The sequence below is a fragment of the Agromyces marinus genome (assembly GCF_021442325.1).
GTDB classification, from domain to species: Bacteria; Actinomycetota; Actinomycetes; order Actinomycetales; family Microbacteriaceae; genus Agromyces; species Agromyces marinus.
Map to the genome: position 1 here is coordinate 2,220,383 of NZ_CP087879.1, position 26,038 is coordinate 2,246,420.

A 26,038-nucleotide genomic window follows, 5' to 3' on the forward strand; every position below is an offset into this window, starting at 1 on the left:
GGTCTATTCGGCGTCCGACCCGGCGGCCTCGAGTGCGGCACCCGCCGCCTGAGCGGCAGCGGTACCGGCCCGGTGCTGCTGGACCCATCCGTCGATGTTGCGTTGCGGTGCGACGTTCACGGCGAGCGCGCCGGCCGGCACGTCCTTGCGGACCACTGTGCCCGCCCCCGTGTACGCCCCGTCCCCAATCGTAACGGGCGCGACGAACACGCCGTGCGAGCCGGTGCGCACGTGCGAACCGATGACCGTGCGGTGCTTGTTCACGCCGTCGTAGTTCGCGGTGATCGATCCGGCGCCCACGTTCGAGCCCTCGCCGATCTCGGTGTCGCCCACGTACGACAGGTGCGGCACCTTGCTCGCCCGGCCGATGGTCGCGTTCTTCGTCTCGACGAACGCGCCGATCTTGCCGTCGGCTCCGAGCACCGTTCCTGGGCGGAGGAACGAGAACGGGCCCACGCTCGCACCCTCGCCGATGACCGACAGCGTGGCATCCGTTCGCTTCACCTCGGCGCGCGCGCCGACCTCGGTGTCGACCAGGGTCGTGTCGGGGCCGACGACCGCACCGGTCTCGATGACCGTGGCGCCCTTGAGCTGGGTGCCCGGGCGGATGGTGACGTCCGGTTCGATGCGCACGGTCAGGTCGATCCAGGTCGTGGCCGGGTCCTCGACGGTCACGCCGTTCAGCTGCCAGCCGCGCACGATGAGCGCGTTCAGCCGGGCCGCCGTCTCGGAGAGCTGTGCGCGGTCGTTGATGCCCGCGACGAGCCACGGCTCCGACACCGGGACCGCCTCGACCTCGCTGCCGGCGCTGCGCAGCAGCTCGATCACGTCAGTCAGGTACTTCTCGCCCTGGGCGTTGTCGGTCGTGAGGTTCGCGAGCTGGTCGCGCAGCGCCGCGGCGCCGAACGCGTAGATGCCCGCGTTGATCTCGGCGATGCCGCGCTCGGTCTCGTCGGCGTCCTTCTGCTCGACGATGCGGTCGAACGCGCCGGACTCGCTGCGCACGATGCGCCCGTACCCGTGCGGGTCGTCGTAGATCGCCGAGAGCACCGACGCCGCCGAGCGGGTCGCGCGATGCTGGGCGAGGAACGCCGCGAGGCTGTCGGCGTCGAGCAGGGGCACGTCGCCGTTCAGGACCAGCACCTCGCCGTCGAAGTCGGCCGGGAGCGCCGCGAGCGCCTGCTCGACCGCGCGCCCGGTGCCCGGGATCTCGTCCTGGTCGACGATGACGACCCCGGGAAGCTGCGCTTCGACGGTCGCTGCGACGAGGTCGCGCTCGTGCCGCACGACCGTGAGCACGTGCGCGGCGTCGAGCGCGCGTGCGGTGGCCAGCACGTGACCGACGACGGGTGCGCCGGCCAGCGGGTGCAGCAGTTTCGGCGTCGCCGACTTCATGCGGGTGCCCTGGCCTGCGGCGAGGACGATGATCGCGAGGTTCCTGTCGCTCATGCTCCGCCACCAGGATTCGAACCTGGGCCTCACAGCTCCAAAGGCTGTCGTGCTGCCGTTACACCATGGCGGACCGCCGCCGGGCGCGCGGACGCGCGTCGGGCGACACTCAAGTCTGCCAGACGTCGCGCGGGCGGCATGCCGGTGCGGACGCCGCCCATTGCCCGAGCGGATGCCGCGGCATCCGCTCGCCGCTCGCGCGCCGCCCCGCGCGATACTGGAACGCATGACGACGGACTCAGACGAGGTCGACCGGATCGTCGAGGACTGGGATCGCGAACGCCCGGACCTCGACTTCGCGCCCCTGCAGGTCTTCTCGCGCGTCGCCCGGCTGTCCAAGCTCCTCGACCGGGCACGCCGCCAGGCGTTCGAGCGCTCGGAGCTCGAGTCGTGGGAGTTCGACGTGCTCTCGGCGCTGCGCCGCGCCGGGTCGCCGTTCCGGCTGCCGCCGAAGGCGCTGCTCGCGCAGACGCTCGTCTCGAGCGGCACCATGACGAACCGCATCGACCGGCTCGTCTCGCGCGGGCTCGTGACCCGCCAGACCGACCCGCACGACGGGCGCGGCATCCTCGTCGAGATGACCCAGGCGGGTCTCACGCGAGTGGATGCCGCGATCACGCGTCTCGTCGACGCGGAGGCCGAACTGCTCGCCGGGCTGCCCCCGGTCGAGCAGCGGAGGCTCGCCGCGCTCCTGCGGAAGCTCTCGCTCGGCTTCGTGTGAGGCGGCCGCCGCGGCCTACCGCCGCATGATCCTCCGCGCCAGCCAGTTGCCGAGGAACTGCACGCCCTGCACGATCACGACGATGAGCAGCACCGCCGCCCACGTGATCACCGGTTCGAACTGCCGGTAGCCGTACACGAGGGCGAAGTTGCCCAGGCCCCCGCCGCCGATGTAGCCCGCGACCGCGGTCATGTCGACGATCGCCACGAGCACGAACGTGTATCCGAGGACGAGCGGGCCGAGCGCCTCCGGGATCACGACCGTGAACAGGATCCGCATCGGGGAGGCGCCCATCGAACGGGCCGCCTCGATCACGCCCGGCGAGACCGTGAGCAGGTTCTGCTCGACGATGCGGGCGATCGCGAACGACGCCGCGAGCGAGAGCGCGAACACGATCGCGTTGTTGCCGATGCCGGTGCCGACGACGAGCCGCGAGAGCGGCTGCACCGCCGCGATGAAGATGATGAACGGGATCGGCCGGAAGAAGTTGATGACGACGTTCAGCGCGACGTTCACGACGCGGTTGGCCAGCAGGCCGCCCGCCCGCGTCGTGTACAGCGTCGTTCCGAGCACGAGCCCGGCGAGGCCGCCGAAGAGGAGCGTGAACCCCACCATGTAGAGCGTCTCGACGGCGGCGACCCAGAAGTCGCCCTGCAGTTCGAACAGGCGATCCATCAGGCGGCCTCCGTCACTTCCACGCGGCTCGCGATCGAGGCGAGCACGCGGTCGATCGCGTCATCCGCTCCCCTGACCGCGAGTGTCAGGTGCCCGAACGCCCGGCCGCGGATGTCGTTGATGCCGCCGTAGACCAGCTCGAACTCCAGGCCCGCCGCGCCGAGTTCGACGAAGACGGACGCCTGCGACGCATCCCCGTCGCGGAAGGAGAACGTCACGATGCGCCCCTCGTGCCGTTCGCGCAGCATCGCCAGCTCGGAAGGCGAGGGCACGCCCTTGACCACGGTCGAGACGAAGCGCGCCGACGAGGCGTTCCGCGGGTTCGAGAACACGTCGAACACGTCGCCCGACTCGATGACCCGGCCCCCGTCCATGACGGCGACCTTGGTCGCGATCGACTGGATGACGTCCATCTCGTGGGTGATCACGATGATGGTCACCCCGAACTCGCGGTTGACGCGCCGCAGCAGTTCGAGGACCTCATGCGTCGTCTCGGGGTCGAGCGCGCTCGTCGCCTCGTCGGCGAGGAGGATCCGCGGGCTCGTCGCGAGCGCGCGGGCGATGCCCACGCGCTGCTTCTGCCCGCCCGAGAGCTGGTCCGGGTGGTTCTTCGCCTTCGCGCTCAGGCCGACGAAGTCGAGCAGCTCGGCGACCCGTGCCCGCACCTCGGCGCGGGACGCCCCCGCGACCTCGAGCGGGTAGGCGACGTTCTTGGCCACGGTCTTCTGCTCGAACAGGTTGAACTGCTGGAAGATCATGCCGATCCCACGACGGATGCCGCGCAGCTCGCGCTCGGACATCTGCGTGAGGTCGCGCCCGTCGAGCAGGATCGATCCCGCGGTCGCGGGTTCGAGCGCGTTGACGAGCCGCACGAGCGTGGACTTGCCTGCGCCCGAGTAGCCGATGATGCCGTACACGTCGCCCGACTCGATGTCGAGGCTGACGTCGTCGACGGCGACGACCCGGTCGCCGCCGCGCTCGGCCGACGGGTAGGACTTGGTGACGTTCCTGAGGCTCACGAGGGCCATCGGATGCTCCTTCCGCACGCCGCGGCGGGCGACGGGGCCTGTCCGGCTCCATCGCCCGCTCGCGGGTGGCGATCGATCGATCGCGGGTTGGGTCAGCCCTTGGCGGCCTCGGTGTCGGCCTCGACCTTGGCGAGCGAGTCCTCCAGGTCGGCGACCGGCGTGGTCAGCGGTGCGGCCGTGCCGCCCGAGGACTCGAGCAGGCCGGCCTGCACCTCGGGGTCGGTCTGGTAGATCTCGACGAGCTTCGCGAACCTCGCGTCGTCCTTGTCTGCGGCGCGGGTCGCGAAGATGTTCACGTACGGCAGCGCGTTGGGGTCGGTCGGGTCGTCCTTCGCGATGGCGTCGTCGAAGCTCAGCCCGGCGTCGGCGACGAAGTCGTTGTTGATGATCGCGGCGGCGAGGTCGGGCAGCGAGGTCGGGGTGAGGGATGCCTCGAGGGCGGTCACCTTCACCTTGGAGTTCGCCTCGTCGATGTCGGCGAGGTCGGAGAAGATCGTGCCGCCGCTCGTGAGCTCGATGAGGCCGGCCGACTGCAGCACGAGCAGGGCGCGCGCCTGGTTCGAGGCGTCGTTCGGGACCGCGACGGTCTCGCCCGCGGGGATGGCGTCGACGTCGTCGTACTTGGTCGAGTACAGGCCGAGCGGGTAGATCGCGGTCGAGCCGATCGGGGTGAGGTCCTCGCCCGCCGAGACGTTGTAGTCGGCGAGGTACACGATGTGCTGGAACTGGTTGAGGTCGAGCTCGCCCTCGGTCGTCGCGGGGTTCGGCTGGGTGTAGTCGGCGAAGTCGACGAGCTCGATGGCGATGCCGGCCTCCTCGGCCGCCTCCTCGAACGCCGGCCACTGCGCGTCGCCCTTGCCGACGACGCCGATGCGGATGACGTCGTCGCCTTCGGTCGCGCCCGCGGGCGAGCAGGCGGCGAGGCCGAGGACGAGCGGTGCGGCCGCGAGCGCGGCGATGGCCTTCACGGTGGTGCTGGGCATGATGGGGTTCCTCTTCGTGTCGACGCGCGCGATCGGATGCTGGTGGCGGTGGTGCCTCGACATGACGAACCCCACCGCTGGTGGCGGTGGGGCCTCGATGCCGCGATCGCGGGCGCACTCCCACGCTAGGCGAAGGATCTCCGACTTGTTGACCAGCTGGTCATCAAGCGTCACAGAAGCTTCGACGTCACCCCTCGAGCTGCTCGGATACTTCGAGCCAGCGCGTCTCGAGCTCCGCCACCTCGCCCTCCAGGGCGCGCAGGTGCTCGCCCAGCTCGGCCAACCCGACGTAGTCCGACTGGTCGTGCAGCGCCAGCCGCTCATGCTGGCGCGCGATCTCGACCTGGAGCTTCTCGAGCTTCCGGTCGATCGAGGACAGCTCCTTCTCCGCCGTGCGACGCTCCGAGCCGGAGAGCGCGACCCCGGATCCGACGGCGCCGCCCCCCGCGGGTCGAGCAGCGCCCGCACCTGTGCCGGCGCCTCCGCCGGCACCCGCCGCGAGGCCCTCGCGTCGCAACTCCAGGTACTGCTCGACCCCGCGCGGCAGGTCGCGCAGGTGCCCGTCGAGGATCGCGACCTGCCGGTCCGTGACCCGCTCGATGAGGTACCGGTCGTGGCTGACCACGAGCAGCGTGCCCGGCCACGCGTCGAGCAGGTCCTCGATCGCGGCGAGCATGTCGGTGTCGAGGTCGTTCGTGGGTTCGTCGAGGATCAGCACGTTGGGCTCCTGCAGCAGGATCAGCAGCAGTTGCAGCCGCCGCTTCTGCCCACCCGACAGGTCGCGCACGGGCGTCGCGAGCTGCGCGCTCGAGAACCCGAGCCGCTCGAGGAGCTGCCCCGGGGTCAGCTCGACCGCCTTCGACCCGCTTCCGAGCGTGTAGCTCGCGCGCTGCGCGGCCACGACCGCGCTGACCCGCTCGTCGGCCCACTCGGCGAGCTCGGCGAGTTCCTGGCTGAGGACCGCGATCCTCACCGTCTTGCCGCGCTTGACCCGACCCGTCGTCGGCTCCACCGAACCCGTCACCAGGCCCAGGAGCGTCGACTTGCCCGCGCCGTTGACTCCGAGGATCCCGGTGCGCTCGCCCGGGGCGATGCGCCACTCGAGCTCGTGCAGCACGGTCCGGGTCGCGGGCGCGCCGGACGCGGCATCCGTCGCCTGCATGCCCGCCCGCACCGGGTACGCGACCGAGACGTCGAGCAGGTCGACCACGTCCTTGCCGAGGCGCGACACCGCGAGCCGGTTCAGCTCGACGCGGTCGCGCACGGGCGGCTCGTTCTCGATGAGCTGGTTCGCCGCCTCGATGCGGAACTTCGGCTTCGACGTGCGCGCCGGCGCGCCGCGGCGCAGCCAGGCGAGCTCCTTGCGCATGAGGTTCTGGCGCTTGGCCTCGGATGCCGCCGCCATCCGGTCGCGCTCGACCCGCTGCAGCACGTACGCCGCATACCCGCCCTCGAACGGCTCGACGATGCCGTCGTGCACCTCCCACGTCGCGGTGCACACCTCGTCGAGGAACCACCGGTCGTGCGTGACCACCACGAGCGCGCCGTCGTTGCCCGCCCATCGCGACCGCACATGCCGGGCCAGCCATGCGATGCCCTCGACGTCGAGGTGGTTCGTCGGCTCGTCGAGGAAGAGCACGTCCCACTCGCCCACGAGCAGCGCCGCGAGTCCGACGCGCCGCCGCTGACCGCCCGAGAGGTCGCCCACTCGACCCTGCCAGGGCACGTCGGCGAGCAGGCCCGCGATCACATCGCGCACCTTCGCGTCGCCGGCCCACACGTGCTCCTCGATGCCGCCCACGACCGCGTGCGCGACCGTCTCGTCGGGGTCCCCGACGTCGGCCTGGTCGAGCATGCCGATGCGGATGCCGCGGCGCACCGTCACCCGGCCGGCATCCGGTTCGAGCCGACCCGCGAGCAGCTTCAGCAGCGTGGACTTGCCGTCGCCGTTGCGCCCCACGATGCCGATCCGATCGCCCGCGTCGATGCCGACGGTGACCTCGTCGAAGACGGTGCGGGTGGGGTATTCGAGGTGCAGGCGCTCGGCGCCGAGAAGGTGAGCCATGTCGCGCTCAACCCTACTGCGCAGCCTGCGGCCCGCCGCCCCGATCGATGGCCGCCCCGCCGCCCCGATCGATGGCGAGTAGGTGCCATATGCACCGCTGCACCAGCTCGACCGGTGCACATGGCACCCACTCGCGGAGCGGCGCGAGCGCGGCGCAGCGCGAGCGCGGTCGGCGCGCTCACCCCGGCCACCCGCGGGAGCGCAGCCGCGCGCGCACCCGCTCCGCGAACGCCGTGGACCCCCGCAGCCGGCCATCGCCGCTGACATCGTCGGCCGTCGCCTGCACGATGGTCCACCCGGCATCGGCCAGCATCTCGAGCCGACGGATGTCGCGCCGCCACGCAGCCGGGGAGCGGTGCAGGTCGCTCTGGTACTCGATGCCGACCCGGTACTCCGGGTACGCGAGGTCGATCATGCGTTCCGTGCCGTCGGCGAGCGCCACCCGGTGGTTCAGCGCCGGCTCCGGCAGTCCGGCGGCGACCAGGTCGAGCCGCGCGAAGGTCTCGCGTCGTGAGAGCGAGCCGTATCGAGCGGCCGCGAGCGCCAGACGCAGACGGGCCGCCCCTCGACGCCCGGTGTGCCTCGCGACCGCGTCCTCGAGGTCGGCGCGCGTGCACCACGGCGGGCACCGGTCGTACGGCTCGGTTCCCGTCAGCAGGAAGTCGGCCGCGGCGACGAGGTCCTCGAACCCGAGGTTCGCACCGAGCTGCACCCAGGCAGACGCGGCATCGACCACCCGCAGACCGTTGAGCTCCATCACCGCGACGCGATCCAGGTCGATGACGTGCCCGCGGATGCCTCGTGCAGCGGGCCGGGCCGATCCGCGCGGCACCGACACGTCGAGCAGCGGACGGGCGGCACGCCCTTCGCCCCACCTCTCGAGGGGCGGCAGTGGGACACCCCAGAGCGCTGCGGCCGTCGCGTGGCTGAAGACCTGCCGCCGCGGCATCCGCTTGGCATACGCGTCGGCGAGTTCGCGCACGCTCGGCGCGGACTCCGTGACCTGACGGCGCACCCCGTGGAAGGCGCGCTCGAGGTCGGGTGCGCGCAGACGGCGCCACCGCACGCCGCGCCGATTCGCCTCGGCGCGCGTGAACGCGGCGATACCGCGCAGGTGCCAGGGAAGTTCTCGGGATGACTCACGACCCCAGCGTCGGGGTTCGGGGCCGAGCGGATGCCGGGTTCTCCACAGGCAGGCTCGCGCCGCTTGCTCGCGCTCGCGCGAGAAGGTGCCGAATGCACCGCTCCGTCCCGTGAACGGTGCACATGGCACCCACTCGCGTGGGTGCGTGGGCGCGCGGGCGAGCGCACGAATGCGCGCGCCCGGCTCAGTACGCGAGTACGCGGGCGCCGTGCACCGGGCCGTGCACGTGCAGGGCGTGGCGCCCGGAGGCGGACAGCGCGACCTGCAGTTCGATCGCCGCATTCGCATCGTCGACGAGCATCGCGACGGTCGGCCCCGACCCGGACACGAGACCCGCGAGCGCACCCTGCTGCTCGCCGAGCGCGAGCACGTCCGCGAGACCTGGGTCGAGGGCGAGCGAGGCGGACTGCAGGTCGTTGTGCAGGGCCGGGGCGAGCTGCCGCGGGTCGCCCGCGCGAAGCGCCTGGAGCACTGCGGCGTCGACCGTGGGCGAGTCGAGCCCCGCGCGCACGCCGTGCCGCCCGTCGCGCCAGTCCGGTTCGAGCCCCGCTTCGCGGCGGTGGTCGAGTTCGCCGTACACGGCGGGAGTCGACAGGCCGTGGTCGGCGACGACGAGCACCCAGTGGAACGATCCGGTCGCGAGCGCGGGGCTCAACCGGTCGCCGCGCCCCGTGCCGATGGCGGTGCCGCCGGTCAGGGCGAAGGGCACGTCCGCGCCGAGCGACGCCGCGAGCGCGTGCAGCTCCTCCTTGGGCAGCGCGGTGCCCCAGAGCGCGTCGCACGCGACGAGCGTCGCCGCGGCATCCGCCGACCCGCCGCCCATGCCGCCCGCGATGGGCACGTGCTTCTCGATCTCGAGGCGAACGCCGCCGGGCACCCCGGCGTGGCGCGCGAGCAGCTTCGCTGCGCGGATGGCGAGGTTCGACGCATCCGTCGGGAGGTGCGCGGTGTCGACGCTTCCGCTGAACGCGACCGAGAACTCGTCGTCGCTCCATGCCCGGACGTCCTCGTAGAGCGACACGGCCTGGTAGGCCGTCGCGACGTCGTGGTAGCCGTCGTCGCCGGCGGCGCCGACGCGCATGAACAGGTTGATCTTCCCGGGAGCCCGGACGTGCACTGCCGCGTCGGTCGCCGGGAACGTCATGCGACCACGCTAGTGGACCTGCGGGGCGGATGCCGCGGCGCGCGCGATCGCGAGGAAGTCCTGCACCGTGAGCTGTTCGCCGCGGGTCTGCGGGTCGACGCCCGCACGTTCGAGCACACCGCTCGCAGCGGCCGCCGAGCCGCCGAGCACGCCCGAGAGTGCCTGGCGGAGCATCTTCCGGCGCTGCTGGAACGCGGCGTCGACGAGCGCGAACACCGCCCGCCGTTCGGCCTCGGTCCCGGGCGGTTCGCCGGGCGGGGTTCCGCGTTCGAATCCGACGAGCACCGAGTCGACGTTCGGCACGGGCCAGAAGACCATGCGCGAGACCTGCCCCGCGATGCGCCAGTCGCCGTACCAGGCAGCCTTGACGCTCGGCGAGCCGTACACCTTGGAACCGGGGGCCGCCGCGAGCCGGTGGCCGACCTCGGCCTGCACCATGACGATGCCCGAGGTCAGCGACGGCACGTGTTCGAGCAGGTGCAGCAGCACCGGAACCGACACGTTGTACGGCAGGTTCGCGACGAGGCGGACCGGTTCGCCGGGCACGTCGGTCACGCGCAGGGCGTCGTCGCGGATCACGGTGAGCTTCGTGTGCGGCTGCATGACGCTCACGGTGTGCGGCAGCTGGGCTGCGAGGCGCTGGTCGATCTCGACCGCGACGACCTCCGCGCCCGCCTCGAGCAGGCCGAGGGTGAGCGATCCGAGCCCCGGGCCGATCTCGAGCACGGTCTCGCCGCGCGTGACGCCGGCGGTCTGCACGATGCGACGCACGGTGTTGGCGTCGTGCACGAAGTTCTGGCCGAGCTTCTTGGTCGGCGTGACGTCGAGCAGCTCGGCGAGGTCGCGGATCTCGGCCGGCCCCAGCAGGCGCGGCGCGATCGCTCCGCCCTCGGCTTCGTGGCGGTGCGCGTTCACGCCGTGCTCCCCCGCATCTTCCCGATGCTCCGGCAGGCCGCCGCTCGCGCGTGCGCGGCGCGCCGTGTCATGCCGATCCCGTTCCGAGGTCGTCGCCCCACGACCCGTACGCGCGCACGGTGTTCGCCGCGATCTCGGCGCACAGCTCGTCGAGGTCGGCGCCGAGCACCTCGGCGAGGAACCGCAGCGTGTGCGGCACGAGGTACGGCGCGTTGGGTCGCCCGCGCAGCGGCGCGGGCGTGAGGTAGGGCGCGTCGGTCTCGACGAGGAGCCGGTCGCGCGGGACGACGCGGAGCGCCTCGCGGAGGCCCTCGGCGCTCTTGAACGTCACGTTGCCCGCGAACGAGCAGTACCACCCGGCGTCGCCGGCGAGCCGGGCGAGCTCCTCGCCGCCCGAGAAGCAGTGGAAGACGGTCGTCTCGGGGGCGCCCACGCGGCGAAGGGTCGCGACGACCTCGTCGTGCGCGTCGCGGTCGTGGATCTGCAGCGCGAGTCCGTGGCTCTTGGCGATGTCGATGTGCGCCTCGAAGGAGCGGAACTGGGCGTCGCGGCCGTCCGCTCCGGTGCGGTAGAAGTCGAGGCCGGTCTCGCCGACGGCGCGCACGCGCGGTCGCGCGGCGAGTTCGTCGATGACGGCGAGCGCGTCGTCGAGTTCGCCGCGGGCGTCGAGCTCGGGCGCCTCGTTCGGGTGCAGGGCGACCGCGGCGAGCAGGCGCGGCTCGCGCGCGGCGATCTCGGCCGACCAGCGGCTCGTTGCGACATCCGTGCCGACCTGCACGGCCCCGGCGATGCCGACGGATGCCGCCCGCTCGAGGTGTTCGTGCGCGGTCAGCGGCAGTGCGCCGTCGGCGATCTCGAGGTGGGTGTGGTTGTCGTAGACGGGCACCGCGAGCGGCTCGGGCAGCGGCGGGTACTCGACGGCGCGACCGCCGTCGGACCTGGTGCGCAGGTGGTCGGCGCCGTCGGTCACTCGGTGGCCTCGACGCGCGGGAACAAGGGCTCGAGGGCGCCGACCCGTTCGCCGCTCGTCCACTCGTGGGCCCGGTCGATGCGCTGCTCCTGCACGGTTCCGGGGGCGCCGAGCGCGCTCCACAGCTTGGCCGTCGCCGTCGGGAGCACGGGCGAGAGCAGCACGGCGAGCGTGCCGAGGCCGCGGTAGGCGGTCGCGAGCACGGATTCGAGGCGGTCGCGGTTCGCGTCGTCCTTCGCGAGCGCCCACGGCTCCTGCTCGGTGAGGTAGCCGTTGAGCGCGTCGACCAGGCGCCAGGCCTGGGCGATGGCCTCGTGGATGGCGAGCCGGTCGATCGCCTGCCACGCGGCATCCGTCACCTCGGCCTCGAGCGCGGCGATCGCGGCATCCGCTTCGGTGCTCGCCGCGGGGACGCCCGCGGGCACCTCGCCGCCGCAGTAGCGGCCGATCATGGCGATCACGCGCGAGGCGAGGTTGCCGAAGCCGTTGGCGAGTTCGGCCTGGTAGCGCGCGGCGAGGTCCTCCCACGAGAACGAGCCGTCCTGGCCGAACGAGATCGCCGAGAGGAAGTAGTAGCGGAACGCGTCGGAGCCGAACGTGTCGGTGATCTGCGAGGGCGCGATGCCGGTGAGCTTCGACTTCGACATCTTCTCGCCGCCGACGAGCAGCCAGCCGTGTCCGAACACACCGCGCGGCACGTCGAGGCCCGCGGCCATGAGCATGGCCGGCCAGATGACGGCGTGGAACCGGAGGATGTCCTTGCCGACGAGGTGCTGCGCGGGCCAGCGGCGCGCGAACTCGGCGTCGTCCTGGCCGTAGCCGACGGCGGTGATGTAGTTCAGGAGCGCGTCGAACCACACGTAGACGACGTGCGTCTCGTCCCACGGGACCTTGACGCCCCAGTCGAACGTCGACCGGGAGATCGACAGGTCGTCGAGGCCGCGGCGCACGAAGCTCACGACCTCGTTGCGCGCCGATTCGGGCTGCACGAAGTCGGGTCGCTCCTCGTAGAGCGCGAGGAGCCTGTCGGCGAAGGCCGACATGCGGAAGAAGTAGTTCTTCTCGTGCAGCAGCTCGACCGGCTTGGAGTGGATGGCGCACACCTGCTGACCCTCGTACTCGCCCGTGCCGTCGACGAGGTCGGAGGGCTGCTTGTACTCCTCGCAGCCGACGCAGTAGGCGCCCTCGTACTCGCCCGTGTAGATGTGCCCCTCGTCGTAGAGGTGCTGGAGGAACTTCTGCACGTTGCGCTCGTGGCGTTCGTCGGTGGTGCGGATGAAGTCGTCGTTGGCGACGGCGACGGTGTCGAGCAGCGGCTTCCACGCCTCGGCGACGAGCTTGTCGGCCCACTCCTGCGGGCTCACGCCGTTCGCGGTCGCGGTGCGCAGGATCTTCTGGCCGTGCTCGTCGGTGCCGGTGAGCATCCACGTGTCGCGCCCCGCCTGGCGGTTCCACCGCGCGAGCACGTCGGCGGCCACCTCGGTGTAGGCGTGCCCGATGTGGGGCACGTCGTTGACGTAGAAGATGGGGGTCGTGATGTAGAACGAGGAGGCGTCGGCCATGCGGACAATCCTACGGGCGCGCACGCGCCCGTAACGTCCGGGGCGGATGCCTCCGGCCCCGGGCGCCGTCGTCGGTGTCAGGTGTGCTCGGGGCCGCCCTCCCGGTCGTGGTCGCCGTCGCGCTCGCGCCTGCGGGCTTCGCTCGCCTGCTCGCGCTCGTCGTGCGCGTGCTCGCGGCGCTGCTTCGCGCGCCCGTCTCCGAACACGGGCGGCACCTGCTCCTCGACGTTCATGCGTTCGTGCGGCGTGGGAACGCCGATCGTGAGGTCCTGCTGCCGCAGCCTGCCGGCGGCGTGCACCTTCTGGCCCGGGTAGTCCACGACCTTCATGCCCAGCACGATCTTGCCGGCCGAGTCGCGGTGGTCGAGTTGCCGGTAGGCGTCCGCGACCTCGGCGAGGGGGAACACGTCGGCGATCGGCAGGCGCACCTGGCGGTCCGCGACGAGCCGGGCGATCCGCCCCAGCGCGAGGGTGTCCCCCGCGTAGAGCTTCACGGTGCCCTGGTCCTCGACCGCCGACCAGTCGGTGGTGGTGAACACGCGCGACGCGGGGACGGCGAGTGCGAGCGCCTCCGCGGCCTGCCCGCCCAGGAAGTCGAGGAAGGCCGTCACGGGGCGCGGGTCGATCTCGCGGACTCGGGCGGCGAGGTCCGGTCCGTAGGCGACCGGTTCGATCCCGAACTGGCGGACGAAGTCGAAGCGGGCCTCGGTCGTCGTGCCGATGACGTCGGCGCCGCGCGCGCGTGCGAGCTGGGCCGCGAGGCATCCGATGCCGCCGGCGGCGGCGGTCACGACCACGAGGTCCTTCGGGCCGAGGTTCAGCCCGTCGACCGCGCCGAGTGCCGTCGTGCCCGCGACGTACAGCGATCCGGCGACCTCCCAGGAGAGCGAGACCGGCTTGGGCAGCAACTGCGCCTCGGGAACGACGACGAAGGCGGCCTGCGCCCCGCGGGCGACCCAGCCCATGACTTCGTCGCCGCGACGGAACCGGGTCACGCCCTCACCGACGGCGTCGATCACGCCCGCGAGGTCCCGGCCCTGACCCGAGGGGAACTCGACCGGCCAGCGGTCCACGTCGTCCCCGCGCCGGACGGCCGCCTCGACGGGCGAGATCCCGCTCGCGAACACCTCGACGAGCACCTCGCCGGGCCCGGGACGTGGAACCTCGATGTCGACGATCTCGAGCACTTCCGGCCCGCCGAACCGATCGAACACGACTGCCTTGCCCATCGTTCCCACCCCCGTGGTGCGGCCGGCCCCCCGTTGGTGCGGCCGCTGGCCTCATCGTGCTCCCGGTCGGTGGGAGCCGGATGGGAACGGGCTGTGACTTTGATGCATGCGAACGCATCGAAGTCGGTTCGGCTCGCCCGACCGCGCCGATCCGGATCGTTCAGCCGCGCGCCCGGACCTGCAGCGCGGCCTCGTAGAGGTCGCGCTTGGACAGCCCCGTCTCGCCCGCGACGAGCGCCGCGGCATCCTTCAACCTGGTACCGGATGCCGCGAGCGACGCGACCCGCGCGACCGCGTCGCCGACATCGGCGGCCGGCGCCTCGGGCGCACCGCCGACCACGATGCAGATCTCGCCGCGCACGCCCGCGGCGGCCCACTCGGCGAGTTCGCCCAGCGGCCCCCGGCGGACCTCCTCGTGCAGCTTCGTGAGTTCGCGGCACACCGCCGCCGGACGGTCGGCGCCGAACGCGTCGGCGAGTGCGCCGAGGCTCGCGGCGAGCCGCGACGGCGCCTCGAAGAAGACGAGCGTGCGGCGATCGCCCGCCACCTCGGCGAGGCGCCTGGCCCGCTCCCCCGCCTTGCGCGGCAGGAACCCCTCGAACGCGAACCGGTCGGTCGGCAGGCCCGACACGGCGAGCGCGGTCACGACCGCGCTCGGCCCCGGGATCGCGGTGACCTCGACCCCGGCCGCGGCAGCCGCCTGGACGAGCGGGAACCCCGGGTCGGACACGGTCGGCATGCCGGCGTCGCTGAGCACCAGCAGGTCCGCCCCGGCCGCGAGTTCGACCAGGTCGGCGGCGCGGGCCCGCTCGTTGTGCTCGTGCAGGGCGATGAGCTTCGGCCGGTTCGCGATGCCGAGCGCCGCGAGGAGCCGCTGCGTGACGCGCGTGTCCTCGGACGCGACGACCTCGGCGTCCTCGAGCGCCTGCCGGAGGCGGGTCGACGCGTCGCCGAGGTTGCCGATGGGCGTTGCGGCGAGGATGATCACCGTCCCAGTCTGACGCACGAGCCCTGGGCGGCACGCGGTTAGGGTTGAGCGCATGGTTCAGGAGGTCGCCGCCGGGAGCGCTCCGACCCGCGAACCCGTCGGCAGCCGCGTCGACACCTGGTGGTCCGGGCTCATGTCCACGCCGCGTCGTCGTGCGCTCTGGACGTGGGGCGGGCCGATCGCGGTGACGCTGCTCGCCGCGGTCCTGCGCTTCTGGAACCTCGGCCACCCGCAGGCCCTCGTCTTCGACGAGACCTACTACGTCAAGGACGCGTGGACGCTGCTCGCGAACGGGTACGAGTCGACCTGGCCCGAGGGCGCGAACGAGGACTTCGCCCGCGGCGACCCCGACGTGTTCTCCGACGACCCGTCGTACGTGGTGCATCCGCCGCTCGGCAAGTGGATGATCGGGCTCGGCATGGCGCTGTTCGGCGCCGACAGCGCGTTCTGGTGGCGCGCGTCGACCGCGCTCGCGGGCACGATCGCCGTGTTCGTGCTGACGATGACCGGTCGCCTGCTGTTCCGTTCGACGCTCGTCGCGGTCATCGCCGGGTTCCTGTTCGCGATCGAGGGCAACGCGATCGTCATGAGCCGCGTCGCGCTGCTCGACACGTGGCTCATGCTGTTCTGCCTGCTCGGGTTCTGGTTCGTGCTGCTCGACCGAGCGGACGCCGAGTCGCGCCTGCGCGAACGCCTCGGCGCACTCCGCGACGCGGGCGCCGATCCCCACTGGGGTCCGGTCGTGTGGCTGCGGCCCTGGGTGATCGCGGCGGGCGTCGCGTTCGGAGCCGCGATCGCGGTGAAGTGGTCGGGCCTGTACTTCCTGGCCGCGTTCGGCGTCTACCTCGTCCTCGTCGACGCGATGGCCCGCCGTCGGGCCGGCCTGCCGTTCTGGCTCTCGGGCGCACTGCTCAAGCAGGGCCCGGTCACGTTCGCGCTGCTCGTGCCGGTCGCGTTCGTGGTCTACCTGTCGTCGTGGACGGGGTGGCTCACCACCGACGGCGGGTACTACCGGCACTGGGCGGACGATGCCGGCAACGCCGCGACCGGGTTCTGGTCGTGGGTCCCGCATTCGCTGCAGAGCCTGTGGCACTACCACCAGGCGGCCTACGGGTACCACGTGGGGGTGTCCTCGCCGCACCCGTGGCAGGCCAACCCCCTCGGCTGGCCGCTCGCGTTGCGCCCGACGAACATGTACTTCGCCTCGACCACGGACGGCTCGGGAGGATGCGGGCAGGCCGAGTGCTGGGCGTCGATCATGGGCATCCCGAACCCGATCATCTGGTGGGCGGCCACGCTCGCGGCGCTCTACCTCGTGTACCGCTTCGCGAGGTACCGCGAGTGGACGTCGGGCGTCATCCTCGTCGGCGTGGCCGCCGGGTACCTGCCGTGGCTGCTCTACCTCGGCCGCACGGTGTTCCAGTTCTACACGATCGCCTACGAGCCGTACGTGCTGCTCGCGCTCGCCGCGGTCATCGGACTCGTGCTGGGCAGACCTTCCGACGCCCGCTGGAAACGCGTCCAGGGCCTCGCGACGGTCGGCGTGTTCCTCGGCGTGGCGACGCTCGTCTCGGCGTTCTTCCTGCCGCTCTGGGTCGGGATGCCGGTGACCCCCGAGTTCCGCGGCCTGCACTTCTGGCTGCCGGGGTGGCGATGAGACTCGCATCGTGGCGCGAGCGGATGCCGGGCCTGGCGGTCGCGGCGGGCGCGGCCGCGTTCGCGTGGCTCGTGCACCTCGGCGTCCCGGCGCTGCCGCTGCTCACGATCGCGGTCGCGGCGGGCATCGTCACGGGGCAGGTCCCCGGCCTCCGGCCCGCGCTCGACGGCCCGCTCCGCCCGGGGCTGGCGTTCTCGGCCCGCACGCTCCTGCGGGCGGGCATCGTCCTGCTCGGCCTGAAGCTGAGCCTGTCCGACATCGTCGGGCTCGGCTGGGTCACGATCGCCTCGACGGTCGCGGTCGTGGTGCTCACGTTCGTCGGCACGCTCGGCCTCGGGCGTGCGCTGCGCCTGCCCGGGCACGAGCCGCTGCTGATCGCGAGCGGGTTCGCGATCTGCGGCGCGTCGGCGATCGGCGCGATGGCCGCGACCGTGCGGGCCCGCGACGAGGAGCAGGCCCGCCCGGTCGCGCTCGTGACGCTGTGCGGCACGCTCGCGATCGCGGTCCTGCCCGCCCTGTGGCATCCGCTCGGCCTGACCGCCGTGCAGTTCGGCCACTGGGTGGGCGCGGGCGTGCACGATGTCGGCCAGGTCGTCGCGACCGCGCAGATCGCCGGCCAGGCGGCACTCGCGGTCGCGGTCGTCGTCAAGCTGACGCGCGTGCTGATGCTCGCGCCGATGGTCGCGATCACCGCGGGCGTCGTGCGACGCCGGCAGACGGATGCCGCGGGCCCGCGCCCGGCGATCGTGCCGCTGTTCATCGTGGGCTTCCTCGTCGCGGTGCTCGTGCGCACGTTCGTCCCGGTGCCGGAGGCCGTGCTGGAGGCCGCCGACCTCGTGCAGACGACGCTGCTCGCGATGGCGCTCTTCGCGCTCGGGTCCTCCATCCGCGTCGCCGCGCTGCTGCACACCGGGTGGCGTGCACTCGTGACGGGCCTGGCGTCGTGGGCGCTCGTCGCCGTGCTCGCGTACGGGGCGGTGCTGCTGGGCTGAGCCGGGGCGGGGCGCCGGGCCGAGTCCGACGTTGCGCCGCGGGCCCGGCGGTGCGCCGGGCCGAGTCCGAGCACCGCCGGGCGCGCGGTCAGGCCGGTTCGGCGCCGGCGTCCGCGTCGGCGCGAGCCGCGGCATCCGCCTCGCCGTCGCCGCGCACGCGGATCGCGACCTTGCCGGTCACCCGCCCCGCCGCGAGTCGGGCGAACGCCTCCGGCGCCCGGTCGAGTGGGAACACCGCGTCGACGCGGGGTCGCAGGCGCCCGGCCTCCGCGTGCGCGCGGAGTTCGTCGAGGTCGTCGCCGCTGCGGCGCGCCACGAGCGGCTTCAGCCGGCGGCGCGTGAACGGCGACCTGAGGACCGCCGCGGCCAGGCGCGGGAGCGGGCCGAACGTGCGCGAGCCGGTCCCGGCCGAGAGCACGAGCGTGCCGCGCGGAGCGAGCAGGCCGATGAGGGCGCCCAGCGGCTGCGCCGCGACCAGGTCGACGATGACGTCGTACCTCGCGCCGTCGGCGCCGAGCTCTTCGGTCCGACGGTCGATGACCCGACCGGCGCCCGCCGCCCGGACGTGATCGGCCTTCGCCGCGCTCGCGACCCCGGTGACCGTCGCCCCGAGCGCGACCGCGAGTTGCACGACGTACGTGCCGACCCCGCCGGACGCGCCGATCACGAGGACCCGGTCGCCGGGCCCGACGGCCGCGAGCCGCACGGCCTGCAGCGCCGTCGTCCCCGAGACCGGGATCACGGCGGCGTGCGCGTCGTCGAGGTTCGCCGGGGCGGGCCGCACGAACCGCGCGTCGACGAGCGCGGTCTCGGCGAACCCGCCCTGATCGGACTCGGCGAACACGCGGTCGCCCACGGCGAGGGTCGTCACTCCCTCACCGACGGCGGTGACGACGCCCGTGATGTCGCGACCGACCACGGGCTGCTTCGGGCGCGTGCGCCCGAACGCGGCGCGGATCATCAGCGGTTCGCCGCGCATGATCCACACGTCGCCCGCGTGCAAGCCTGCCGCGTGCACCGCGACGGCGACGAGCCCCGGGCCGGGCGGCCCCGGCTCGGGCAGGTCGGCGGCGGCGAGCACCTCGGGTCCGCCGTACCCGTTCTGGATGAGTGCGCGCATCATGCCTCCTGGAGTTCGGGCACGGGCGTGATGACGACCGTGCCGGTCTTGTGTCCGGTGTCGACGACCGCGTGCGCCCGCGCGATCGCATCGAGCGGCAGGACCCGGTCGACGACCGGCGCGAACCCGCCGGTCGCGGCGAGCGCGGCGAGCAGGTCGAGGTCGGGGCGCTTCGCCTCGTCGGAGCGCAGGCCCGTGAACATGATGACCGCGCGGCGCCGCCCGAGCCTCGAGGTCAGGTGCTGGAACATGATCGGCCAGGTCGGGACGGTCGTCAGGTACCTGCCGTGACGACGGAGCACCGCCCGCGCGCGCCGGAAGCTCGACGTGCCGACGGCGTCGAACACGACGTCGAACGGCGCGCCGGGCGCGCCCGCCCGCATCGGGTCCTCGCGCGTGTAGTCGATCACCCTCGACGCGCCGAGGCCCGCCACGAGTTCGACGTGCGCCGGGCCGCACACCGCGGTCACCTCAGCACCCAGGTGCACGGCGAGCCGCACCGCGGCCGAGCCGACCGCGCCCGATGCGCCGTTGACGAGCACGCGGCTTCCGCGGCGCACGAGGCCGCCGTCGCGGAGGAACGGCAGCGCCGTCATCGCGCCGTCGCAGATCGCGACCGCCGCCGCGACCGAGACGCCGTCGGGCAGGAGCACGACGGCACCGTCCTGACTCACGACCACGGCCTCGGCGTGGGCGCCGCCGTCGACGCCCGTCGCGCCGAACACGCGGTCGCCGACGGCGAACCGCGTCACGCCCGTGCCCACGGCATCGACGACGCCCGCGAAGTCCGAGCCGAGCACGGCGTTGCGCGGCCGGCGCAGGCCGAAGGCGAGACGCGCGAACCACGGCGAACCGGCCCGCCCCGCGGCATCCGCTGCCCCGACCGAGGCCGCGTGCACGCGCACGCGGAACTCGCCCGGGCCGGGCTCGGGAAGCTCGCGTTGCTCGACCCCGACGACCTCGGGGGCACCGTACCGGTGATATGCGGCGATCCTCATGATGCCGACACCTCCTCATGGGGGTACTGGAAGACGTCGTCGAGCGGCACCCCGAACACCCGAGCGATCTGGAAGGCCATCTCGAGCGAGGGCGAATAGCGGCCCTGCTCGATCGCGATGACGGTCTGGCGGGTGACGCCCAGGCGTTGCGCGAGCTCGGCCTGCGTCATCTCGCCGTGCCGGAAGCGGAGGGAACGGATGTCGTTCGTGACGCGAGTGGGCTTCACCACGACGGCACCCCCCGGCGATAGGCGACCAGGCGCGTGATGCTCTCGAGCACCGCGCCGAGGAGGAAGCCGAGGTAGATCACGTTCGCGATCCAGAACCAGTCGGCCTCGAGCATCGACAGCACGAGCGCGCCGAGCGCGCCGATCACGATGAACGAGCTGCCGACCCGGGTGCCGAGGCGGTCGATCTCGCGGTCGCGCACGTCGCCCTTGGTGCTCTCGCTCGGGAAGACGATCTCGACCAGGATCCGGCCGACGATGGATGCCACGATCGCCCCGCCGATCGTCCAGAGCATGGGTGCGACGTAGTCGACGTCGCCGACGGGGCCTCCCTCGGCGAGCCGCGGGAGCACGAGGGAGAGGTAGACCCCGTACGCCACGACGGACACGACGAGGTAGACCCAGGTGCCCTTCTCCTCGTATGACATGCGCTCACCTTCCGGTGTAAAGAATGCTTGACACACCCAGTGTCAACCTTTCCAGACACCATGTCAAGGATTCTTTACCTGACTGGGGCGTCGCCCGCGCCCGGCGCCCCCGGGCGCGCCCCGGCCGCGCGAGTGGGTGCCATGTGCACCGCTCGCGGCTCTCACCGGTGCACATGGCACCCACTCGCCTGCGGCCACGTCTGGTCCCCCTTCCTGCCACGACCTGCACGGCGCCCACCGTACGGATCTCCACCGCGCGCAGCCAGTCACGCGCGAGTGGGTGCCGTATGCACCGCTCGCAGCCTCCACCGGTGCATTCGGCATACGCTCGCGGGCGAGATGCGCGCGTGCGCGAGCATGGGCGAGCACAGCCGCAGGCGAGCACCCGCCGGTGCCCGCACGCGAGCACGCGCGAGCGCGGACCCGCCTGCACAGCCCGTGATCAGGCCCGGTTGCTAGCCTTGGCAGCGGTCGTCGAACGGCGGCCCCGGACGAGGGAACCCAGTACCCGGAACGCGACAAGACTGGCACTCAGGGAGTGAACCGTCATGTCGTGGATCGTGCTCATCCTGTCCGGAATCCTCGAGGCCGTCTGGGCCACCGCCCTCGGCAAGTCCGAGGGCTTCACGAAGCTCTGGCCGTCGGTCGTGTTCATCGGCGCGCTCGCGTTGTCGATGGTCGGGCTCGCCTGGGCGATGCGCGAAATCCCGATCGGCACGGCCTACGCCGTGTGGGTCGGCATCGGGGCGGCCCTCACGGTCGTGTGGGCGATGATCACCGGCGAAACGGATGTCTCGTGGGCGCGCCTCGCGCTCATCGCCGGGCTCGTGGGCTGCGTCGTCGGGCTGAAGCTCATCGACGGCGACGCCGGGCACTGACCGCGGGTCCGTCAGCCGCGGCCCAGCCCGGTCGGCGACCCGGCGTCGCGCGCGATGACCCGGTCGGCGCGGAAGCGGTCCGGGCCCGGGCCCGATCCGTCGGCGAGGTCGGCGAGGATGCGCCCCACGACGGGCGTGAACTTGAATCCGTGGCCGGAGAATCCCGCGCCGACGACGATGGGCCCGATGCGGCCGAGCACGAAGTTCTCGTCCGGCGTGGTCGTGTAGGTGCAGCTGATCGGCTGGGCTGCGTCGGCGTCGACGCCCGGCAGCCACTCGCGCGCGAAGCGCTGCAGGTCGGCAAGCTGGTCGGGCACCGGCAGGAAGTCGCGCGCGTCGGGGTCGACGACGGGGCCGACGCCGTGCCATCCGGCCTTCACGCCTTCACCGGGCGTCAGCATGCCGTACACGGGCGAACGCCAGTAGCCGTATCCATCGCGAGCCGCGCCCGGGTGGTGGTTGTAGCTCGGCCACTGCATCGCCTCGTCGCGCACCGCGAAGTGGGCGGGCTGCTCCTGCGTGACGACGAGCCGCGGCAGGGCGAGCCCGCCGATGAGCTTCGTCGTCCAGGCGCCGAGGGTCACGACGGCGGTGCGGGCCTCGAAGACCTCTTCCACGCCGGCATCGGTGACGGATGCCACGCGGACGCGCGCGTCGCCGAGCGGCTCGATGCGCGTGGCGCGGGTGCGGTGCCGGACATCGGCGTCGGCCGCGGCCGCGGCCCGGTGCAGCGCCGCGATGGTGGCATCCGCATTCACCCGCCCGGCACGGGCGTTGAAGAGCACGCGCGTGTCCCAGCGGATGCCGGGCCATCGGGCCGCGGCTTCGTCGAGGGGGAGGAACTCGGCGGGGATGCCGGCGTGGGTGAGCGCCGCGTGCACGTCGTCGAAGTCCGCCGCGGGCCCGTGATTGGCGACTCCGACGAGTTCGAGCAGCCCCGCGCCCGATTCGACTTCGAGTTCGCGCCAGAGCGGAAGGGCGTCGACGAGCATCGCGACGTAGGCGGGGTCGCTGTAGGCGACGTTGAAGTTCCGCGAGGCACCGTGCGACGCGCCGATGCGGTGGCCCGGCTCGTAGCGTTCGAGCAGCGCCACGTCGCGGCCGCGGCGAGCGAGCTGCCACGCCGTCGCGGCGCCCATCGCGCCGCCGCCGACGACGACGGTCTCGACCTGCGTGATGCCGCTCATCGGTCCGAACCTTCAGGCCCGACCGCCGCGACCTCGCGGAAGTGCTCGACGACCGGGAACGGATCGTAGAACCCGTGCAGCAGCTCGCGCCAGCGGGCGTACTCGGGCGACCCGCGGAAGCCGGGGTCGTGGTCCTCGGGCCGCTGCCAGTGCACGAGCAGCAGATACTCGTTCGGGGTCTCGATCGAGCGTGAGAGCGCGAGGTCGACGAAACCGGGCATCGACGCGATGATGGGCCGCGCCTCGGCGAACGCGGCTTCGAAGGCGGCCTCGCGGCCGGGGACGACGGGCAGGATCGCGTGCTCGAGGATCATCCGTCCAACGCTACCCGCGGGCGGGATGGCAGGCGTTCGCGCAAGTTCGGCAGCCGCCGAGCGCGGGCGCGAGCGCGCCCGGCGGCACGATGGGTGCATGGAACGCATGGACTCCGACGACACCGCCGCTCTCATCGTGATCGACGTGCAGCAGGGCTTCGACGATGCCGCCTACTGGGGCGAGCGCGACAACCCCGACGCCGAGGCGAACATCGGCCGGTTGCTCGCGGCGTGGGCGGATGCCTCGCGGCCGATCGTGCTCGTCCGCCACGACTCGCGCGAATCCGGGTCGCCGCTGGCCGCGGGAAGCCCCGGCAACGCCCTGAAGCCCGTCGTCGCCGACGCCCCGCACGACCTGTTCGTGACCAAGCACGTGAACTCGGCGTTCTACGGCGACCCCGACCTGGACGCATGGCTCGGCGAGCGCGGCATCCGCCGGCTCGTGGTGTGCGGCATCCAGACGAACCAGTGCGTCGAGACGACCGCCCGCATGGCCGGCAACCTCGGCTACGACGTCGTGCTGCCCCTCGATGCGACGCACACGTTCGAGATGGCGGGCCCCGGCGGCATCCGCCTCACCGCGGCCGAGCTCTCGCGCGCGACGGCGGTCAACCTCGACGGCGGCGGCTTCGCCCGGGTCGTCTCGACCGACGAGGTGCTCGGCGCCTGAGTCGGGGCCGGGGCGCCTGCGGCGCGGCATCCGTTGCCCCGCGTTACGGGTGGGGGCGGATGCCGCGGCCGACCCGACTAGCGTGTCCCCATGGCAGACCGCGAATACGGCTTCAAGACCCGCGCCATCCACGCGGGCAACATCCCCGACGCCGAGGCGGGCGCCCGCGCGCTCCCGATCTACCAGTCGAGCGCGTTCGTCTTCGACGACACGGCGGATGCCGCTGCGCGTTTCGCGCTGCAGAAGTACGGCAACATCTACTCGCGCCTGGCCAACCCCACGGTCGCCGCGTTCGAGGAGCGCGTCGCGAGCCTTGAAGGCGGTCTCGGCGCGGTCGCGACGGCGAGCGGGCTGTCGGCGCAGTACATCACGTTCGCGAGCCTCGCGGGCACGGGCGACCACATCGTGGCATCCGCCAACCTCTACGGCGGCTCGATCACGCAGTTGGATGTCACGCTCCGCCGCTTCGGCGTCGAGACGACCTTCGTGCGCTCCTCCGACCCCGCCGACTACGCCGCCGCGATCACCGAGCGCACGAAGGCGCTGTTCGTCGAGACCGTCGCGAACCCGTCGGGCGAGATCGCCGATCTCGAGGGCCTCGCCGACGTCGCGCACGCGCACGGCATCCCGTTCATCGTCGACTCGACGATCGCGACCCCGTACCTCAACCGTCCGATCGAGTGGGGCGCCGACCTCGTCACCCACTCGGCGACGAAGTTCCTCGGCGGCCACGGCACCACGCTCGGCGGCGTCGTCGTCGAGTCCGGCCGGTTCGACTGGCACTCCGAGAAGTTCCCGCTGTTCGGCGAGCCGGTGCCGAGCTACGGCGGCCTGCAGTGGTCGGGCAACTTCGGCGAGTACGCGTTCCTCACGCGCCTGCGGGCCGAGCAACTGCGCGACATCGGCCCGGCGCTCGCGCCGCACTCGGCCTTCCTGCTCGCGCAGGGCGTCGAGACCCTGCCGTACCGCATCCAGGCGCACGTCGACAACGCGCGCACGGTCGCCGAGTGGCTCGACGCCGACCCGCGCATCGAGCGCGTGTTCTGGGCGGGCCTGCCCGATCACCCGCACTTCGAGCGCGCGGCGAAGTACCTGCCGAAGGGCCCGGGGTCGGTGTTCAGCTTCGAGGTCAAGGGCGGCCGCGAGGTCGGCCAGAAGCTCATCGAGTCGGTGGACCTGGCGAGCCACCTCGCGAACATCGGCGACGCGAAGACGCTCATCATCCACCCGGCGTCGACCACGCACGCTCAGCTGACCGACCAGCAGCTGGTCGACGCCGGCGTGCTGCCGGGCGTCGTGCGACTCTCGGTCGGCATCGAGGACGTCGAGGACATCATCGCCGACCTCGACCAGGCCCTGACCGCCGCGACGCGCGACCGCGCGCTGACCACCGTGGGAGGCGCACGATGAGCATCGCGACCGACACCGCTGCGACCGTCAGCGCCGGCGCCGTCAGCGCCGGCACGACCGGCACGCCCTCGACCGAGACGGATGCCGCGGCATCCGAGGTCGAGACGGTCCGCCTGGTCAACGGGCTCTCGTGCGAGCTGCCCGCGACCTCGCCGCTCGCGAAGCTGCTGAAGTCGCAGCGCACGTGGATCGGGCCCGACGCGAAGCAGCGCCGGCGCATCCTGAGTGCCGCGAAGTCCATCGCGATCGTCGGCGCGTCGCCGAAGCCGCAGCGCTCGAGCTACTTCGTGGGAACCTACCTGCAGCAGTCGAGCGACTTCCGCGTGTACTTCGTGAACCCGAACGAGACCGAGATCCTCGGCCAGCCCGCCTACGCGAGGCTGGCGGACCTGCCCGAGGTGCCCGACATCGTCGTGGTGTTCCGTCGCGGCAGCGACATCCCGCAGGTCGTCGACGAGGTCCTCGCGGCGGGGGCGAAGACCATCTGGGTTCAGCTCGGCATCTGGAACGAGCAGGCCGCCTACGCCGCCGAGGAGCAGGGCCTCACCGTCGTCATGGACCGCTGCATCAAGGTCGAGCACGCGCGCTTCCACGGCGGGCTGCACCTGCTCGGCTTCGACACCGGCCAGATCACGAGCCGTCGCGGCGGCAGGTAGCGCCCGGGCTGCGGCGCGCCCGAGCTGCAGCGCGCTCAGGCTGCGGCACGCTCAGGCTGCGGCGCCGCCCGCCGCCGGCGCCGCCGGAACGTCGATTCCGTACGCGAGGATGCGCACGAGCGTGCCGTCCTCGCGCGCGAAGCTGAACTCGCGGTCGTCGAGCGGTTGGAAGCCGAGACGCTCGTAGAGCCTCTGCGCGGGCACCATCTGCGCGCCCGTGTTCAGCACGACGCGACGGATGCCGCGGCTCGCGGCCAACCCGAAGACGTGCCGCACCATCGCCTCGCCGACCCGTCGCCCGCGGGCGGCCGGCGACACGGCGAGGAAGCGGAAGTCCAGCTCGTCCTCGTGCCTGGCGACCGAGGAGAGCCGTTCGGCGGGCCGCGGGGTCGTGACGGTTCCGAGCAGCTCGCCGGTCACGGCATCCGCTGCGACCCAGACCTCCTGGCTGCGCGCGCGGTCGCCGACGGCCTCGATGTCGTCGAGGTAGGCGTCGGGAAGCTCGTAGGCGCGCGCATAGGCGTCGCGCGCGAGTCGACCGACCGCGGCAGCCTCGTCGGCGCGCATGAGGCGCAGGACGAGGCCGGGGTCGTTCGTGGAGTCGGGGGCGGGCATCGGGCAGATTCTA

Annotated in this window: 26 protein-coding genes, 1 tRNA gene and 1 riboswitch; of the genes, 7 read left to right on the forward strand and 20 right to left on the reverse strand. The window is 72.6% G+C overall.

Features of this window, described 5'->3' with window-relative positions; all coding sequences use genetic code 11:
* Nucleotides 1-3 precede the first annotated feature (3 nt).
* On the reverse strand, nucleotides 4-1,449 hold the full coding sequence (gene glmU / locus DSM26151_RS10355) for a bifunctional UDP-N-acetylglucosamine diphosphorylase/glucosamine-1-phosphate N-acetyltransferase GlmU (protein WP_234659475.1): 1,446 nt from the start codon (nucleotides 1,447-1,449) through the stop codon (nucleotides 4-6).
* A 1-nt stretch (nucleotide 1,450) separates the two neighbouring features.
* Nucleotides 1,451-1,522: transfer RNA gene (locus tag DSM26151_RS10360), tRNA-Gln, on the reverse strand.
* 153 nt (nucleotides 1,523-1,675) lie between these two features.
* Between DSM26151_RS10360 and DSM26151_RS10365 the strand changes: the two genes are divergently transcribed.
* A complete protein-coding gene (locus tag DSM26151_RS10365) occupies nucleotides 1,676-2,170 on the forward strand; it encodes a MarR family winged helix-turn-helix transcriptional regulator (protein WP_234659476.1) in 495 nt (164 codons plus the stop codon).
* 15 nt (nucleotides 2,171-2,185) lie between these two features.
* Here DSM26151_RS10365 and DSM26151_RS10370 read toward each other — a convergent pair whose 3' ends face one another.
* The 11 genes from DSM26151_RS10370 to rsmI all read right to left on the reverse strand — a co-directional run bounded on the left by DSM26151_RS10370 (nucleotide 2,186) and on the right by rsmI (nucleotide 14,873).
* Nucleotides 2,186-2,845 (reverse strand): methionine ABC transporter permease, encoded by a 660-nt coding sequence (locus DSM26151_RS10370; RefSeq protein ID WP_234659477.1) that lies wholly within the window; start codon nucleotides 2,843-2,845, stop codon nucleotides 2,186-2,188.
* Nucleotides 2,845-3,873, reverse strand: coding sequence for a methionine ABC transporter ATP-binding protein (locus tag DSM26151_RS10375; RefSeq protein ID WP_234659478.1), 1,029 nt, complete (start codon nucleotides 3,871-3,873; stop codon nucleotides 2,845-2,847). The genes DSM26151_RS10370 and DSM26151_RS10375 overlap by 1 nt, the downstream gene beginning before the upstream one ends.
* Before the next feature lie 92 nt (nucleotides 3,874-3,965).
* On the reverse strand, nucleotides 3,966-4,856 hold the full coding sequence (locus tag DSM26151_RS10380; RefSeq protein ID WP_234659479.1) for a MetQ/NlpA family ABC transporter substrate-binding protein: 891 nt from the start codon (nucleotides 4,854-4,856) through the stop codon (nucleotides 3,966-3,968).
* Nucleotides 4,857-5,043: 187 nt separating this feature from the next.
* Nucleotides 5,044-6,921, reverse strand: coding sequence for an ABC-F family ATP-binding cassette domain-containing protein (locus DSM26151_RS10385; RefSeq protein ID WP_234659480.1), 1,878 nt, complete (start codon nucleotides 6,919-6,921; stop codon nucleotides 5,044-5,046).
* A 178-nt stretch (nucleotides 6,922-7,099) separates the two neighbouring features.
* Nucleotides 7,100-7,987: a hypothetical protein gene (locus DSM26151_RS10390; RefSeq protein ID WP_234659481.1), complete on the reverse strand. Its 888-nt coding sequence runs from the start codon at nucleotides 7,985-7,987 to the stop codon at nucleotides 7,100-7,102.
* Nucleotides 7,988-8,249: 262 nt separating this feature from the next.
* Nucleotides 8,250-9,209 (reverse strand): 4-(cytidine 5'-diphospho)-2-C-methyl-D-erythritol kinase, encoded by a 960-nt coding sequence (locus tag DSM26151_RS10395; protein ID WP_234659482.1) that lies wholly within the window; start codon nucleotides 9,207-9,209, stop codon nucleotides 8,250-8,252.
* Between the two features lie 9 nt (nucleotides 9,210-9,218).
* Nucleotides 9,219-10,124 carry a 16S rRNA (adenine(1518)-N(6)/adenine(1519)-N(6))-dimethyltransferase RsmA gene (rsmA, locus tag DSM26151_RS10400; RefSeq protein ID WP_407650932.1) on the reverse strand — a complete coding sequence of 302 codons (906 nt, stop codon included), beginning with the start codon at nucleotides 10,122-10,124 and terminating at the stop codon, nucleotides 9,219-9,221.
* A gap of 67 nt (nucleotides 10,125-10,191) precedes the next feature.
* Nucleotides 10,192-11,094 (reverse strand): TatD family hydrolase, encoded by a 903-nt coding sequence (locus tag DSM26151_RS10405; RefSeq protein ID WP_234659483.1) that lies wholly within the window; start codon nucleotides 11,092-11,094, stop codon nucleotides 10,192-10,194.
* Complete coding sequence (gene metG / locus DSM26151_RS10410) at nucleotides 11,091-12,656, reverse strand: methionine--tRNA ligase (protein WP_234659484.1); 1,566 nt, start codon at nucleotides 12,654-12,656, stop codon at nucleotides 11,091-11,093. The genes DSM26151_RS10405 and metG overlap by 4 nt, the downstream gene beginning before the upstream one ends.
* A gap of 77 nt (nucleotides 12,657-12,733) precedes the next feature.
* Complete coding sequence (locus tag DSM26151_RS10415) at nucleotides 12,734-13,885, reverse strand: NADP-dependent oxidoreductase (protein ID WP_234659485.1); 1,152 nt, start codon at nucleotides 13,883-13,885, stop codon at nucleotides 12,734-12,736.
* Between the two features lie 160 nt (nucleotides 13,886-14,045).
* Entirely contained in the window at nucleotides 14,046-14,873 is an 828-nt protein-coding gene (gene rsmI, locus DSM26151_RS10420; protein ID WP_234659486.1) for a 16S rRNA (cytidine(1402)-2'-O)-methyltransferase, read from the reverse strand.
* 52 nt (nucleotides 14,874-14,925) lie between these two features.
* Here rsmI and DSM26151_RS10425 point away from each other — a divergent pair, with 52 nt between their 5' ends.
* Entirely contained in the window at nucleotides 14,926-16,530 is a 1,605-nt protein-coding gene (locus DSM26151_RS10425) for a dolichyl-phosphate-mannose--protein mannosyltransferase (RefSeq protein ID WP_234659487.1), read from the forward strand.
* Nucleotides 16,527-17,522 (forward strand): YeiH family protein, encoded by a 996-nt coding sequence (locus DSM26151_RS10430; protein WP_234659488.1) that lies wholly within the window; start codon nucleotides 16,527-16,529, stop codon nucleotides 17,520-17,522. The genes DSM26151_RS10425 and DSM26151_RS10430 overlap by 4 nt, the downstream gene beginning before the upstream one ends.
* 88 nt (nucleotides 17,523-17,610) lie before the next feature.
* On the opposite strand, the gene DSM26151_RS10435 is transcribed toward DSM26151_RS10430, so the two are convergent.
* Genes DSM26151_RS10435 through DSM26151_RS10450 form a run of 4 tightly spaced genes read right to left on the reverse strand, consistent with a single transcriptional unit; the run spans nucleotide 17,611 to nucleotide 20,295 of the window.
* Nucleotides 17,611-18,642 (reverse strand): NAD(P)-dependent alcohol dehydrogenase, encoded by a 1,032-nt coding sequence (locus DSM26151_RS10435; protein ID WP_234659489.1) that lies wholly within the window; start codon nucleotides 18,640-18,642, stop codon nucleotides 17,611-17,613.
* Nucleotides 18,642-19,640: an NAD(P)-dependent alcohol dehydrogenase gene (locus DSM26151_RS10440; protein ID WP_234659490.1), complete on the reverse strand. Its 999-nt coding sequence runs from the start codon at nucleotides 19,638-19,640 to the stop codon at nucleotides 18,642-18,644. Before DSM26151_RS10440 ends, DSM26151_RS10435 begins: the two co-directional genes overlap by 1 nt.
* Complete coding sequence (locus tag DSM26151_RS10445) at nucleotides 19,637-19,870, reverse strand: helix-turn-helix transcriptional regulator (RefSeq protein ID WP_234659491.1); 234 nt, start codon at nucleotides 19,868-19,870, stop codon at nucleotides 19,637-19,639. The genes DSM26151_RS10440 and DSM26151_RS10445 overlap by 4 nt, the downstream gene beginning before the upstream one ends.
* Nucleotides 19,864-20,295, reverse strand: a complete 432-nt coding sequence (locus tag DSM26151_RS10450) for a hypothetical protein (protein ID WP_234659492.1) — start codon at nucleotides 20,293-20,295, stop codon at nucleotides 19,864-19,866. The genes DSM26151_RS10445 and DSM26151_RS10450 overlap by 7 nt, the downstream gene beginning before the upstream one ends.
* A gap of 466 nt (nucleotides 20,296-20,761) precedes the next feature.
* Nucleotides 20,762-20,827, forward strand: a riboswitch (guanidine-III (ykkC-III) riboswitch).
* Nucleotides 20,828-20,843: 16 nt separating this feature from the next.
* Between DSM26151_RS10450 and DSM26151_RS10455 the strand changes: the two genes are divergently transcribed.
* A complete protein-coding gene (locus DSM26151_RS10455; RefSeq protein ID WP_234659493.1) occupies nucleotides 20,844-21,173 on the forward strand; it encodes a DMT family transporter in 330 nt (109 codons plus the stop codon).
* A gap of 11 nt (nucleotides 21,174-21,184) precedes the next feature.
* Here the strand turns inward: DSM26151_RS10455 and DSM26151_RS10460 are convergent, their stop codons facing one another.
* Together DSM26151_RS10460 and DSM26151_RS10465 are read right to left on the reverse strand one after the other, a co-directional pair.
* The gene (locus tag DSM26151_RS10460; RefSeq protein ID WP_234659494.1) at nucleotides 21,185-22,360 is read right to left on the reverse strand and encodes an FAD-dependent oxidoreductase; all 1,176 of its coding nucleotides are present in this window, start codon (nucleotides 22,358-22,360) and stop codon (nucleotides 21,185-21,187) included.
* Nucleotides 22,357-22,674, reverse strand: a complete 318-nt coding sequence (locus DSM26151_RS10465; protein WP_234659495.1) for an antibiotic biosynthesis monooxygenase family protein — start codon at nucleotides 22,672-22,674, stop codon at nucleotides 22,357-22,359. Before DSM26151_RS10465 ends, DSM26151_RS10460 begins: the two co-directional genes overlap by 4 nt.
* A 97-nt stretch (nucleotides 22,675-22,771) precedes the next feature.
* Between DSM26151_RS10465 and DSM26151_RS10470 the strand changes: the two genes are divergently transcribed.
* From DSM26151_RS10470 to DSM26151_RS10480, 3 genes are all read left to right on the forward strand, one after another.
* A complete protein-coding gene (locus DSM26151_RS10470; RefSeq protein ID WP_234659496.1) occupies nucleotides 22,772-23,344 on the forward strand; it encodes a cysteine hydrolase family protein in 573 nt (190 codons plus the stop codon).
* Between the two features lie 90 nt (nucleotides 23,345-23,434).
* Nucleotides 23,435-24,754 (forward strand): O-acetylhomoserine aminocarboxypropyltransferase/cysteine synthase family protein, encoded by a 1,320-nt coding sequence (locus tag DSM26151_RS10475; RefSeq protein WP_234659497.1) that lies wholly within the window; start codon nucleotides 23,435-23,437, stop codon nucleotides 24,752-24,754.
* A complete protein-coding gene (locus DSM26151_RS10480; protein ID WP_407650933.1) occupies nucleotides 24,751-25,410 on the forward strand; it encodes a CoA-binding protein in 660 nt (219 codons plus the stop codon). Before DSM26151_RS10475 ends, DSM26151_RS10480 begins: the two co-directional genes overlap by 4 nt.
* Nucleotides 25,411-25,461: 51 nt before the next feature.
* Here the strand turns inward: DSM26151_RS10480 and DSM26151_RS10485 are convergent, their stop codons facing one another.
* Nucleotides 25,462-26,025, reverse strand: a complete 564-nt coding sequence (locus tag DSM26151_RS10485; RefSeq protein WP_234659498.1) for a GNAT family N-acetyltransferase — start codon at nucleotides 26,023-26,025, stop codon at nucleotides 25,462-25,464.
* Between the last annotated feature and the right edge of the window lie 13 nt (nucleotides 26,026-26,038).

Bases quoted from the DNA above. Each gene is read 5' to 3' on its own strand.
- glmU (WP_234659475.1), bottom strand. From the start codon at position 1,449: ATGAGCGACAGGAACCTCGCGATCATCGTCCTCGCCGCAGGCCAGGGC.
- DSM26151_RS10365 (WP_234659476.1), top strand. From the start codon at position 1,676: ATGACGACGGACTCAGACGAGGTCGACCGGATCGTCGAGGACTGGGAT.
- DSM26151_RS10370 (WP_234659477.1), bottom strand. From the start codon at position 2,845: ATGGATCGCCTGTTCGAACTGCAGGGCGACTTCTGGGTCGCCGCCGTC.
- DSM26151_RS10375 (WP_234659478.1), bottom strand. From the start codon at position 3,873: ATGGCCCTCGTGAGCCTCAGGAACGTCACCAAGTCCTACCCGTCGGCC.
- DSM26151_RS10380 (WP_234659479.1), bottom strand. From the start codon at position 4,856: ATGCCCAGCACCACCGTGAAGGCCATCGCCGCGCTCGCGGCCGCACCG.
- DSM26151_RS10385 (WP_234659480.1), bottom strand. From the start codon at position 6,921: ATGGCTCACCTTCTCGGCGCCGAGCGCCTGCACCTCGAATACCCCACC.
- DSM26151_RS10395 (WP_234659482.1), bottom strand. From the start codon at position 9,209: ATGACGTTCCCGGCGACCGACGCGGCAGTGCACGTCCGGGCTCCCGGG.
- metG (WP_234659484.1), bottom strand. From the start codon at position 12,656: ATGGCCGACGCCTCCTCGTTCTACATCACGACCCCCATCTTCTACGTC.
- DSM26151_RS10415 (WP_234659485.1), bottom strand. From the start codon at position 13,885: ATGGGCAAGGCAGTCGTGTTCGATCGGTTCGGCGGGCCGGAAGTGCTC.
- DSM26151_RS10425 (WP_234659487.1), top strand. From the start codon at position 14,926: ATGGTTCAGGAGGTCGCCGCCGGGAGCGCTCCGACCCGCGAACCCGTC.
- DSM26151_RS10430 (WP_234659488.1), top strand. From the start codon at position 16,527: ATGAGACTCGCATCGTGGCGCGAGCGGATGCCGGGCCTGGCGGTCGCG.
- DSM26151_RS10435 (WP_234659489.1), bottom strand. From the start codon at position 18,642: ATGCGCGCACTCATCCAGAACGGGTACGGCGGACCCGAGGTGCTCGCC.
- DSM26151_RS10440 (WP_234659490.1), bottom strand. From the start codon at position 19,640: ATGAGGATCGCCGCATATCACCGGTACGGTGCCCCCGAGGTCGTCGGG.
- DSM26151_RS10450 (WP_234659492.1), bottom strand. From the start codon at position 20,295: ATGTCATACGAGGAGAAGGGCACCTGGGTCTACCTCGTCGTGTCCGTC.
- DSM26151_RS10455 (WP_234659493.1), top strand. From the start codon at position 20,844: ATGTCGTGGATCGTGCTCATCCTGTCCGGAATCCTCGAGGCCGTCTGG.
- DSM26151_RS10460 (WP_234659494.1), bottom strand. From the start codon at position 22,360: ATGAGCGGCATCACGCAGGTCGAGACCGTCGTCGTCGGCGGCGGCGCG.
- DSM26151_RS10465 (WP_234659495.1), bottom strand. From the start codon at position 22,674: ATGATCCTCGAGCACGCGATCCTGCCCGTCGTCCCCGGCCGCGAGGCC.
- DSM26151_RS10470 (WP_234659496.1), top strand. From the start codon at position 22,772: ATGGAACGCATGGACTCCGACGACACCGCCGCTCTCATCGTGATCGAC.
- DSM26151_RS10475 (WP_234659497.1), top strand. From the start codon at position 23,435: ATGGCAGACCGCGAATACGGCTTCAAGACCCGCGCCATCCACGCGGGC.
- DSM26151_RS10480 (WP_407650933.1), top strand. From the start codon at position 24,751: ATGAGCATCGCGACCGACACCGCTGCGACCGTCAGCGCCGGCGCCGTC.
- DSM26151_RS10485 (WP_234659498.1), bottom strand. From the start codon at position 26,025: ATGCCCGCCCCCGACTCCACGAACGACCCCGGCCTCGTCCTGCGCCTC.